Source organism: Paenibacillus sp. FSL A5-0031 (assembly GCF_001956295.1).
In the GTDB taxonomy this organism is placed as follows: Bacteria; Bacillota; Bacilli; order Paenibacillales; family Paenibacillaceae; genus Pristimantibacillus.
In genome coordinates this window covers 291,072-303,263 of the sequence record NZ_MRTD01000004.1, presented here as the reverse complement: position 1 = coordinate 303,263, position 12,192 = coordinate 291,072, and the positions used below count along the sequence as shown (strand labels likewise).

Annotated in this window: 12 protein-coding genes; 11 read left to right on the top strand and 1 reads right to left on the bottom strand. The window is 43.9% G+C overall.

The genetic code is table 11. From position 1 onward, the window contains the following. The first annotated feature begins 1 nt into the window (after position 1). The 8 genes from BK120_RS09715 to rnhA all read left to right on the top strand — a co-directional run bounded on the left by BK120_RS09715 (position 2) and on the right by rnhA (position 8,024). Positions 2-1,360, top strand: coding sequence for a UTP--glucose-1-phosphate uridylyltransferase (locus BK120_RS09715; protein ID WP_256710837.1), 1,359 nt, complete (start codon positions 2-4; stop codon positions 1,358-1,360). 372 nt (positions 1,361-1,732) lie between these two features. Continuing rightward, positions 1,733-3,064, top strand: a complete 1,332-nt coding sequence (locus BK120_RS09710; protein WP_076267286.1) for a serine hydrolase domain-containing protein — start codon at positions 1,733-1,735, stop codon at positions 3,062-3,064. Continuing rightward, complete coding sequence (locus BK120_RS09705; RefSeq protein WP_076267285.1) at positions 3,061-3,723, top strand: HAD family hydrolase; 663 nt, start codon at positions 3,061-3,063, stop codon at positions 3,721-3,723. Before BK120_RS09710 ends, BK120_RS09705 begins: the two co-directional genes overlap by 4 nt. Positions 3,724-3,738: 15 nt before the next feature. Further along, positions 3,739-4,128: an NUDIX domain-containing protein gene (locus BK120_RS09700; RefSeq protein ID WP_076267284.1), complete on the top strand. Its 390-nt coding sequence runs from the start codon at positions 3,739-3,741 to the stop codon at positions 4,126-4,128. 221 nt (positions 4,129-4,349) lie between these two features. After that, on the top strand, positions 4,350-4,880 hold the full coding sequence (pyrE, locus tag BK120_RS09695; RefSeq protein ID WP_076267283.1) for an orotate phosphoribosyltransferase: 531 nt from the start codon (positions 4,350-4,352) through the stop codon (positions 4,878-4,880). A 168-nt stretch (positions 4,881-5,048) separates the two neighbouring features. Next, complete coding sequence (locus tag BK120_RS09690; RefSeq protein WP_076267282.1) at positions 5,049-5,801, top strand: methylenetetrahydrofolate reductase; 753 nt, start codon at positions 5,049-5,051, stop codon at positions 5,799-5,801. Between the two features lie 201 nt (positions 5,802-6,002). Beyond that, on the top strand, positions 6,003-7,235 hold the full coding sequence (locus BK120_RS09685; protein ID WP_076267281.1) for a glycosyltransferase family 39 protein: 1,233 nt from the start codon (positions 6,003-6,005) through the stop codon (positions 7,233-7,235). Between the two features lie 123 nt (positions 7,236-7,358). After that, a complete protein-coding gene (gene rnhA, locus BK120_RS09680; protein ID WP_076267280.1) occupies positions 7,359-8,024 on the top strand; it encodes a ribonuclease H in 666 nt (221 codons plus the stop codon). A 69-nt stretch (positions 8,025-8,093) separates the two neighbouring features. On the opposite strand, the gene BK120_RS09675 is transcribed toward rnhA, so the two are convergent. After that, positions 8,094-8,960 carry an AraC family transcriptional regulator gene (locus BK120_RS09675; protein ID WP_372238970.1) on the bottom strand — a complete coding sequence of 289 codons (867 nt, stop codon included), beginning with the start codon at positions 8,958-8,960 and terminating at the stop codon, positions 8,094-8,096. Between the two features lie 143 nt (positions 8,961-9,103). On the opposite strand from BK120_RS09675, the gene BK120_RS09670 reads away from it, so the two are divergent. From BK120_RS09670 to BK120_RS09660, 3 genes are read left to right on the top strand one after another with little or no spacing between them, the layout of a single operon-like run. After that, positions 9,104-10,162 (top strand): Gfo/Idh/MocA family protein, encoded by a 1,059-nt coding sequence (locus BK120_RS09670; protein WP_076267279.1) that lies wholly within the window; start codon positions 9,104-9,106, stop codon positions 10,160-10,162. Next, entirely contained in the window at positions 10,159-11,016 is an 858-nt protein-coding gene (locus BK120_RS09665) for a sugar phosphate isomerase/epimerase family protein (RefSeq protein ID WP_076267278.1), read from the top strand. Before BK120_RS09670 ends, BK120_RS09665 begins: the two co-directional genes overlap by 4 nt. 19 nt (positions 11,017-11,035) lie before the next feature. Next, complete coding sequence (locus tag BK120_RS09660) at positions 11,036-11,929, top strand: sugar phosphate isomerase/epimerase family protein (RefSeq protein ID WP_076267277.1); 894 nt, start codon at positions 11,036-11,038, stop codon at positions 11,927-11,929. Positions 11,930-12,192: the final 263 nt, after the last annotated feature.

Genomic DNA, 12,192 nt, shown 5'->3' with positions numbered 1-12,192 from the left:
CTTGGATCAGCTACCTATAAGATTAGCGGAAGCCAAGCTTCGTATGTATGAGCAGCAGCATGTTCTGGAGATGCTTGCAAACCTGCCGGAGCAGGAGAAAAACAAGCTGGCTGTGCAAATTTTAGAAATTGATTTTGAGCGGATAGTCAAAGCTTTAGCCGACCGCAGCGATACTAAGAAGCTGAGCAACGATACGATATCCGCGATACCGTTTGAAGACTGGGAAGATTTTGAACAGGGAGAAAAAGCGGCATATACCGAAAAGGGCTGGGAGCTGCTGCGAGCTGGGAGGGTTGGAGTTATCGTTGTTGCTGGCGGGCAGGGCAGCAGGCTTGGCCATGATGGACCTAAGGGTACGCTGGATATTGGACTTCCATCCCATAAATCTTTATTTCAGCTTCAAGCAGAGCGGCTGTTCTATTTATCGAGAAAAGCCGGCAAATCTATCCCATGGTATATCATGACTAGCCCCGATAATCATGAAGCAACGAAGGCATTTTTTCATTCCTTGCATTACTTTGGTTATCCAGCAGAGGACTGTTTCTTCTTCCAGCAAAATACGATGCCTGCACTTGATCATAACGGTAAGCTGCTTTTATCGGAGGACGGAACACTTATGCTGGCCCCTAGCGGCAATGGAGAATGTTTCGCGTCGTTAAAACGCACAGGAGCAATTGCTGATATGAAGCAAAGAGGCTTAGAGTGGTTGTTTTATTATAATGTAGACAATGCGCTCATAAAGGTCGCAGACCCTGCTTTTATTGGACTAGCTGCGTCACGCAATCAGATGGTTGCAACAAAGGTTATCGAAAAAACGGATGTTGACGAGAAAATCGGGATTTTATGTTTGGAAAATGATCGTCCGGCTGTGCTCGAGTATAACGAAATTCCGTCATCCATTAAGGATAAAAGAACGAATGACGGGCGATTGTTTTATAGCTTAGGGCATATATCTATCCATCTATTTAAGCTGGACTTCATAGAAGAGCATGCAGATACGGATATTCCTTTCCATATTGCCTCCAAAAAGATGAAATACATGGACGCCGAAGGAAGCATCATCACACCTACGGAGCCAAACGCCTATAAGCTCGAACGCTTTATTTTTGATTTTTTTCCATTGGCCGATGAAGTGACTATTGTGAGGGGGACTCGTGAGGAGGAATTCGCTCCAGTCAAAAATAAATCGGGGGAAGACAGTCCGCTTAGTGCACGCAAGCTGGTTCAGTCGCTTCATCGAAGCTGGCTGCGCGCCGCTGGTGTTTCTGAAGAACAGCTGCAAGGTCGTGATATTGAAATTTCACCATTAACTTCGTATAACGGTGAAGGCTTGAAAGCGGAAGATTGGAGCTTTGACTGATCGCTAACGAACTCCAGAGTCGCTATATGATCAAATTAGACCCGTTTTGGTATGTAACGAATCCCACTGGCGCTATTTAACGTTGTAGCTCCATATATTGAAGTTATTTTGTAAAATAACGTTACTGGAGTTCGTTAGAGTTCAGAAAACGATAATTTGATTGAAATAACGTCTCCTGAGTTCGTTACATGTATTGAAGTCATGCGAGCGCCAACAAAGTCTAAATATAGGGCTGCGTTTACCTATTTTATAAAAAGATATCAACAAGGAAAATGTTTACATTACGAACGTATGTACGGTATTATTGAGGTAGCTGATTATTCATGTTTATTAGCTACTAGAAAAGACTTCTTTCTAAAGGGAGATGATCTGATGAATACAGAACACGTAACATCTAACGAACAATTGCAACAAAAACTAGACAATCATTGCAATTGTCTAGCTAAGCTAGGTTATCTTAACGGTTGTGTATTGGTTGCATTCGAGGGACGAATCATCTTAAACAAGGGTTATGGGATGGCAAGCTTTGAGCTGAATGTTCCGAATGACCCGCAGACGAAATTCCGTATCGGCTCGATTACCAAACAATTTACGGCAGCAGCCATCGTTATGATGCATGAACTGAAGCTTTTGAACGTAGAAGACCCGATCTCCGAGTACCTCCCCAGCTACCCAAATGGCGATAAAATTACGATTCATCACTTGCTAACACATACATCTGGAATTCCGAACTACACAGGCCTAGAGGATTTTGTACCAAAGATGAGACTTGTTTCTTCTACTGATGACCTCATTGCCAGATTTGCAGACAAGCCCTTGTTGTTTGAACCGGGGGAGAAGTTTGATTACAGCAATTCAGGTTATGTGCTTCTTACAGCAATTATCGAGAAAGTATCTGGACGCACATACGAGGACTATATCTACCATGCCATATTGAAGCCGCTCGGAATGATAAATACCGGTTATGATCATGCTAAGAAAATATTGAAAAACCGTGCATCCGGCTACGAGGTTTGGGGTGAAGTAGTGAATGCAGAGTTCCTTGAAATGACCATCCCATCCGGCGCTGGAGGCATGTATTCGACCGTTGAGGACCTTTATATTTGGGGACTGGCGCTGCATTCACATAGGCAGATCAGCGAGAAGGCTTATGCGAGCATGACGACACCTTTCAAAGATACATATGGCTACGGATTATCTATATATGAGGAAGAAATTATGGGCAGCCAGAGGAAAGTTATCGGCCATGGCGGGGGCATTAATGGTTTCTTAACCGAAATGAGGCATTATAAAAAAGAAGATGTAACGGTAATCGTTTTATCCAATCTTGTAACGACGCAGGTAGGACCGATTAGTCAGCAGCTGGCGCGGCTTGTTTTGGGCGAGGAGGTTCCGCTTCCAATAACGCATACGCCAATCAAGCTGGAAATTAATCAGTATAACCATCTCGTTGGCAGCTATGATGTGGAAGGGGAGACAGGCTCGCCATTAATCATTTCACAAGAGCAAGAGAAGTTTTATCTCACACAAAATACGTGGTTTAAATTTGAGCTATGTCCTTATTCCGCATTAGAGGGAGAACTGCTGTTTTTCTTGAATGGAATGGACGGAAAGATAACTTATACCGATACCGGATCTGTACCAGAAATAACGGTTCAGCTGTTTGGCGGTGTCAAAAAAGCAGTGAAGAGCGTTAAGTCATGATTCAAGCCGTTATTTTTGATTTAGACGGTACGCTGCTGGATCGTGATCGTTCCTTATTGAAGTTCGTAGAGGAGCAATTCGAGAGATTGATTAGACCGAACGTCGAGGTGGATAAAGAGAGTTATATTAAAAGGTTCATCGCATTAGACAGTCGTGGCTATGTTTGGAAGGACAAAGTATATCAAGAGCTCATACGAGAGTTTGAGCTTAGGCTGGACTGGAATGAACTGTTAGACGACTATAAGATAGGTTTCTCAAATCATGCGGTTTCATTTCCTAATATGATTGAACTGCTCGATAGCCTTAAGGAGAAAGGCTATAAGCTGGCGATGATTACGAACGGATTCGGCGACTTTCAAGCGAGCAATATTCAGGCACTCCAAATCGCTCATTATTTTGATGAAATTCTTATTTCGGAGCGGGAGGGCCTCCGCAAGCCTGATCCCGCTATATTCCTGCGAGCTGCGGAAAAACTGAATGTGGCGACAGAGGCATGTGTTTATGTTGGAGACCATCCAGTCAATGACATCACTGCGAGCAAAGCGAAAGGCATGAAGGGAATATGGAAGGAAGACAACTATTATACGGAGTCATTTGAGTTTGACGCGAAGGTGAAGGACTTAATAGAAATTAGACATCTAGTTGAACAATGGAAATAACGGAGGAAAACTAAAATGGAGCTAAGACCGAGGGTTTGTGCGGCAATTATTCGTAATGAGAAAATTCTGATGGTCTTTCAAGATCATCCCCTCGAGAATCGGAGCTTCTGGACATTGCCCGGCGGTGGCGTAGAAGCTGGGGAGACGAATGAGGAAGCGGTTATTCGTGAGGTTAAGGAAGAAGTCTGTCTAAATGGCAAAGCGGAAAGACTATTATTTGAAGCGGAATATTCATTAGGGCCGGATTATTGCTACCTTGTTACCGTTGATGCGAAGGAAGAGGCACAGCTTGGAGTAGACCCTGAGCTCTCTGCTGATGAGCAGGTATTGAAAGGAATCGCATGGTTTACATTAGAGGAAAAGAAAAACGATCTGCAGGTGTCTAGAGTCATTGCTTGTTTATAGCTCTTTTCGCCATCTATGAAAAATTAGTTGTAAAATGGTGAATTCACCTTTACAATAATAGGAATGACTGGAAGGGGTGGGAGTATGAAGACGATGATAGAGGCGCTTCGGGAAAGACCTCGATTATCATTTTTATATTTCCATTCTTATATGAAACACTAAAGCGATTGCTGCTTTAGTGTTTTTTTTTATACTTAAAAACGCGAAGGAGTGTTTTAGAAATGATGAGAGAACAATTGGCGAAAACAATCTATGAAGCAGCCTATTTAGAGGGAGAGTTTAAGCTGCGTTCAGGTCAAGTTTCGAATCACTATTTTGATAAATACTTATTTGAGTCCAATCCTAAGCTTTTGGCAGAAATTGCAGAGAAACTGGCTCCGTTAGTACCCAGCGATACCGAAGTATTGGCGGGGCTCGAAATGGGCGGCATTCCGATTGCAACAGCTCTTTCGCTGAAAACAGGCATTCCTGCCGCATTTGTAAGGAAAGAAGCAAAGAAATATGGCACCTGTAAGCTTGCTGAAGGAGTAGACATAGCAGGGAAAAAGGTCTGTATTATTGAAGATGTGGTTACAACAGGAGGACAAATTCTTATCAGCACAGATGATCTGAGGAAATATGGGGCTGAGATCAAGTCCGTTATGTCGGTTATTGAACGAGAGCCGCTGGGCAGGAGGAATCTCGAAGAGGCAGGATTAACCTACATTTCTTTATTCCATATCGATGAGCTATTGCAAGCTTCGACTAAGTAATATTTCGTAATACCTGAGCAACTATTACCCTTTATAAGAGAAAATGATAGCAAGCTGCTATTTAATTGATTGGTAATCTGAATTAAAATTCGTTAATATGTATTAATATGCAATAATCTTGACGAGCATGGATTCTATTCATTCTATATAGAGTAAGGGGCTTATGAGGTGAGAATTTCATTAGAGCTGGTTCCAAGAGACGAGGCCCAGCTGAAGGCGGAGCTGGATTTAATTAAAACACAGTTTCCTGCTATCAATACAATTAATATTCCTGATTTGACGAGGTTCGAGCTGCGCAGCTGGGAGGCATCCTGCCTATGCAAATCTCTATATGAGTCTAGCATTCCCCATATCCGGGCCATGGACTTCGACTGTGTAGAACCGCTGCAATTCATAGAACGCTTAGACCAACATAACATTACTGAGGTGCTCGTCGTAACCGGCGATATTCCAAAAAATAGCGAGAAAGTTGTTTATCAGACGACTTGTTTAGACTTGATTGCCAAGATCAAGAAGGATCACCCTCATATTAAAGTGTATTCAGCGATAGATCCTTATCGTAGCAGCATGGACGAGGAATATGAGTATGTACAAAAAAAGCTTGAAGCTGGAGCAGACGGTTTCTTCACGCAGCCATTTTTTGATCTGAGCTTGATGGAGCAGTATTCAAATATGGTGAAGGGCTCCGAAATTTTCTGGGGCGTATCGCCGGTCGTATCGGACAAATCGCAAAAATATTGGGAAACAAGAAATCATGTTGTATTCCCTGCTGATTTTCAGCCGACGCTCGAGTGGAATATCGAATTTGCGAAGCAAGCATTAGCGTTTACGAAGAAGACGAACAGCCATATTTATTTTATGCCGATAAAAGTCGATTTGCAGGCTTATTTTGATGGGATCTTCAGTAAAGTACTCGTATAAAGTAAAATGCGAATGGATAACAAATGACGGCTGTCTCCAAAGGCAACATGCCAAGAGGAGCAGTCTTTTTTTGTGTTTTTATGAAAAAAACTTCATTGGCTGCAAGATTAGAATAATGCTACAATCGTTCAAGTGTGGTCATTTGGAAATGTAAGGAAGTTCAGATATCGTACAATATGTTAAAAAAGGGTTGAACATGATATGGCTATCAGAACCAAAACGGTCATTTTCACTATATTGCTTTTGCTAGGCTTGCTGCTTCGTTGTTATTATACGGATTGGGAAAAAAAGTTGACGGGTGACGAGGTTGGCTATAATAAAATGGTGCTGCAGCTGCTTCACGAGGGCGTTTACGGATATGCGCCATATGCTTATTCAGAAAAACCTAATGCGTTTACAACGCCAGGTTATCCTCTTTTTTTGGCTGGCTGTTATGCCGTATTTGGATATGCGGGAGATCGTCCCCCAGTCGTACAAATTCAGGCGCTGCAAATATTAATTCAACTTATATGTGCAGTTATCATGTATAGGATTGCGAGACGGATGTTTGCGCATACGGGCATTAGTCTGTTGATGATGGCTTGTTATTTATTGCATCCCACGTTTATTTTATCGCCAATGTATCTTTTAACAGAAACGTTATACGGTTTATTTTTCCTATTCTTTATTTATCTTCTAGTGAGGTGTGCACAGGAAACGAAGCTTAGATGGTTTCTATCACTAGGTGTCGTCTTCGGCATTTGTGTACTGATTCGGCCAACGATCGTTCCCTTTATAGTTGTTTTGCTAGCTGGTGTAGCGGTATACGGAAGAAAACATGGAATGGCAGCTGTGCTAAAAGCGATTTCCGTGATTACGATCGGCTTTGCTGCAATGATGCTGCCCTGGTGGATCCGCAATTGGATGACCTTAGATAAGGTGCTGTTGCTTGCGGAGCAGACGGGAAATCCGTTGTTATGGGGTTCTTATCCTTTTGAACGGAGTCCTCATGTTGACGTTAAACAAGATCCCGCGGAAATGGGGAGAATAGCTTATGAGCGAATCATCAATGGTTTTCGCAATGAGTTTTTCACCTACTTGAGCTGGTACAGCTGGGGCAAGCTGCTAATTTATATTAGTGAGATTTTTCCGGGTTTAGGATCTATAACAGTAAATAAGCTATTGTCCAAGCTGATAACCATTTTGCATGTGATCGTTATGGTCATTGGTTTGGGTGGACTAGTGAAGATCATTATCCATGAAAGAAGAAATGCGATGTATATGATGATTGCATTGCTCGCCGTATTTAGCATACTGCTGTATCTACCCTTCTCGCCTACGCCAAGATATTTTTATCCGACGATTCCGCTTTGTTTCTTGGGACTGGGATATTTGCTTTCATGTACCATAACGTCTAAGGGCAGACCAATTAAAAATGAAGGTTATCGAGCATAGTTGCTTTAAGGCATGGACGTTTTATAATAGATAGAACTAAATGTAATATCGCGTTTTATTCGAATATAAGCAGCTTGAAATAAAGTATGAATAAAGACTTTAACAAAGGTGGTATTTTGGTAAATGGCAAAAGGAAAATATTATGTCGTCTGGGTTGGCAAGAAAACAGGGATATTTACTTCATGGCCCGAGTGCCAAGCTCAGGTTAGCGGAGTACAGGATGCGAAGTTTAAATCTTTCGAGACGAAGCAGCTGGCGGAAAAAGCTTTCCAAGACGGCTGGCGCAGTCATTGGGGGACAGGCTCAGGCAAAGCTGCTGCTTCGAGCGCAAAAACAGGGAGCAGCGTAAAGCAGCCTGTACTGCTACAGGAAGAAACGGCTTCTATTGACTACGATAGTATTTCTGTTGACGTAGGAACGCGAGGGAACCCAGGGCCTGTGGAATACAAAGGCGTAGACACACAAACGGGCGAAATCTTATTTTATGTTGGACCTGTACCGAACGGCACTAATAATTTAGGCGAGTTTATTGCTATCGTACATGCTCTTTCCTATTTGAAGGAGAAAGGCAGCACAAGGACGGTTTACAGTGATTCAAGAACAGCGCTAAGCTGGCTTCGCAACAAAAAAGTAGCCTCGACCTTAAAAAGGGATGCTTCGACTTCGAAAATTTGGGAGCTTACAGATGAAGCTGTGGAGTGGCTTCAAACCCATACCTATACGAATAAGGTATTGAAATGGAATACCGAGGAGTGGGGCGAAATCAAAGCGGATTTTGGCCGCAAATGAGGAGCGATGCTGACCCAAGCGGCCACTCTGCTTTACCGTAAAAATTCAAACGCGTAGCATCAAACAACATTAGTTTCCCCGAAGCGAGGACGGGGAAACTTTTTTGTGTTTTTTGAACGTACGGCTAAAGTAATAAATGTCGTTGAAGCCTGTCGCTGTTGCAACCTCCGATACGGTAAGCGGACTATGACGCAGCAAGTAATCGGCTTTGCCGAGCCGTGTCATCGTAATGTATTCCGTCACGGTATGGCCGCTCAGCTCTTTGAACAATCGGCTAAAATGGTAGCGGCTGAGGTTTGCCATGCTTGCCAGCTGGTCCACCGAAAGCTCATCCTTGTAGCTGTCCTCAATATGCTTGAAGACAGGCGCGAAGCGCTCAATGTTCTTCATACGCTCTGCATATTCGTCTTTGGTGAGCACGGTAGCGACATGACCGCGAAGCAGCAGCGTCAACAAGCGGTAGAGCTCGGACTTTATGGCCAGCTCGTAACCGAACTCGCGCTGCTCGAGCTCATTGATGATGGCATGCATGCAGGACGTTACTTTGCTGTCGTCGCCAATATAATTTTGCAGCAGAAGGCGGTTCTGCGTAATGGGCGTAATGAACTTCGTTTCGGCAGCATCCACCGACTGGCTGTGCAGCAAGGAAATGTCGGCGATGAGCGCATAGTAGTACAAATCTGATGATAGACTGATTCCGTAGTGAAGCTCATTGCTGTTCACGACGATGAGATCGCCAGCGGATGCTGTTATCGTAGTAGAACCGCACTCTATCGAGGCTGTGCCCGACACAAAATATAAAAATTCAAGATGTTCATGAAAATGATGCGGGAAAATGACCATTCCCTGCTGGTCGAAGGTGTTGTGATGCAGTTTTATCGGAAAATGAGGGTCTGGCATGTCCATAGGCTCACGCAGTTCTTCGAATTTTTCCAACTTGAAAGACCTCCTCAGTAGGATAGCACAATAGTACAAACAAACCGCACAGCTTTACATGGAGTTGCAGGTTGAAACCATTATAATACGAAAGTGTAGACATGCAAAACCTTACTATTAGAATTCATAAGGAGAGATTAGCAATGAAACCGATACAAATCGCGGTTATTGGAACAGGCTCTATCTCATCATCTCATCTAGATTCCTATAAGAAAAATCCTAATGCGAACATTTACGCGGTTTGCGATTTAAATGAAGAGCGCGTAAAAGCCGCAGCTGAGAAATATGGCGCCGAAAAAATTTATACGGATTATCACGAGCTGCTCGCTGATCCAGTTATTGAAGCAGTCAGCATTTGTACGTGGAACAATACGCATGCTGAAATCAGCATTGCGGCTCTAAAAGCTGGCAAGCATGTGCTCGTAGAGAAGCCGCTTTGCCGTACGGTTGAAGATGCGCTTCTTGTGCAAGAGGCTGTAGAGCAATCCGGCAAGCTCCTTCAAGTGGGCTTCGTCCGCAGATACGATACGAGTGCACAATTGATTCGTGCGATGGCTGACAGAGGCGAGTTCGGTGAAATTTATTTTGCCAAAGCATCAACGCTCAGACGCCTTGGAAATCCAGGCGGATGGTTCTCCGACATTGAGCGCTCAGGCGGCGGACCGCTTATTGATATTGGCGTACACGTCATCGATCTTTGCTGGTATTTGATGGGACGTCCAAAGCCGGTATCCGTTAGTGCCAATACGTATCGCAAGCTTGGCAATCGTGCCAATGTAAAAAACTTAAGCTTCTACCAAGCGGCGGATTACGATGCAGAGAAAAACACAGTTGAGGATTTGGCAAATGCACTTATTCGCTTCGAGAATGGCGCATCGCTGCTCGTAGATGTCAGCTTCACGCTGCATGCTAAGTCTAATGAAAACACAGTTAAGCTGTATGGGGAAAAAGGCGGTTTTGAAATCGATCCGGAAACCGTTATTGTAACAGAGCAAAATGACACGATCTTAAACGTTTATCCGCAGACGGATCACGCTGGCTTTGATTTTGTTGGCGCTTTCCAAAATGAGATCAACCACTTCGTTGATTGTGTTGCTAACGGAAAACAGCCAATCAGCCCAGTGGCGGATGGCGTGGAAATTATGAAAATATTAGTCGGCATTTATGAATCCGCAGCAAAAGGAGCGGAAGTGCGTCTATGAAATTAGGAATCAGCACATACAGCTTATATAATGCACTGAGAACGGGCGAAATGACGATACAGGATGTTATCGTATATATCGCATCCATTGGCGGAGAGCATGTTGAAATTGTACCACTTGGCTTTAACCTTACTGAAAATCCGGAACTGATTGAAGTGATTAAGAAGCAAGCGCAGGAAAGCGGTATTGAAATATCGAATTATGCGGTAGGTGCAAACTTCTCCGGTTTAAATGAAGAGCAATTCGAGCTGGAGCTTGACCGCTTGAAGCGTGAAGTAGATATTGCAGCAGCACTTGGCGTGAAGAAGATGCGTCACGACGTGGCATCATCGCAAAACCTATCCATTTCGAACTTCTTGTTGGAGCTGCCAAAGCTAGCGAAGGCTTGCCAAGCAGTTGCGGATTATGCAGCAACGTTTGGAATTACAACAAGTGTAGAAAATCACGGTTATTTTATACAACATAGCGACCGGGTACAGGCACTCATTGAGGTTGTAGATCGTCCAAACTTCAAGACAACGCTTGATGTCGGGAACTTCCTTTGTGTGGATGAGAATCCTCTTGCTGCTGTTAAAAACAATGTCAGCCTGGCTTCTATGGTCCATATTAAAGATTTCTACTATCGTCCATCTACCGAAAATCCGGGTGAAGGCTGGTTTAAATCCAAAGGCGGCAATTGGCTTCGGGGAGCAATCGTCGGACATGGTGACATCGCAATGCCGCAAGTACTGCGTGCAGTGAAAGAAAGCGGCTATGATGATTATATTTCTATCGAGTTTGAAGGCTTGGAAGATTGCCGTCTTGGAACGAGACTTGGCTTTGAATTCGTAAGACGTGTATGGAACGAAATTTAAACGAAGGAGTGACTCGAAGATGACATCACCTATCATTACGAACAAAATCGGCGTTATCGTGGATAGCTTTCAGGTTGGTGTAAAGGAAGGTTTGCTTAAAGCGAAGCAGGTTGGTGCGGATGGCGTGCAAATGTATGCGGTACATGGCGAGCTGGACCCTGCTAACCTGAACGCAGCTGCAAGAAAAGAATGGAAGTCTTATATTGATGGGCTAGGCCTTGATATTTCTGCTCTAGTTGGCGATTTGGGCGGCCATGGTTTTCAGGACCCTGCGGAAAACCGTGCGAAAATCGATAAATCCAAACGGATTATGGAGCTTGGCATGGAGCTTGGAACAAACATTATTACGACGCATATCGGTATCGTTCCAAGCGACAAAAACAGCCGTGTTTATGAGACGATGCATGCGGCATGCGAAGAGCTGGCTAGATTTGCAAATGACATGAACGCTTATTTTGCGATTGAGACAGGGCCTGAGACGTCTGCGCATTTGAAGTCGTTTCTTGATGGTCTTGGCACCAAAGGCGTAGCTGTTAACTTTGACCCTGCCAACATGGTTATGGTTACAGGAGATGATCCTGTCCAAGGCGTTTACACGCTTAAGGATTATATCGTTCATACGCATGCGAAGGACGGCGTGAAGCTGGGAGATGTTGATCCGCGCGACGTTTATGGCGATTATGGCTACGAGGTTTCACTCGACCATGAGAAAATTGCTGCGATGGCCGAGACTGGCTCCGCGTTCCGCGAAGTGCCGCTTGGTGATGGTACTGTAGACTGGCCGGCATATTTGCGAGCGCTTCAGGAAATTGGCTATACAGGTTATTTGACGATCGAGCGTGAAGTTGGTACGAGTCCAGAAGCGGATATTAGCAAAGCTGTTCAGTTTTTGAAAGCTTTTAAAGGACAATAAAACAAGCATGGAGCATCCTCAATCGTTCTCTACAGATGAATTATTGGCTGCAAGCAGTCCAGTTGGAAGGCAAACCGTCTGGCTGCACGGCGGCAAATAAGAGGTTAGTCATCGGTTTGAGATGAATGTGTGATGTAGATTTAAGCGAAAATCTCATGAAACCGCCCAAAAGAAAGCTCTCATGGCTTAGTCCATGAGAGCTTTTTTGACTTTTGCAGTTAGCTTTAAAGTGGAAAGGGTGAAGCGAATTCGGTAAAATAATA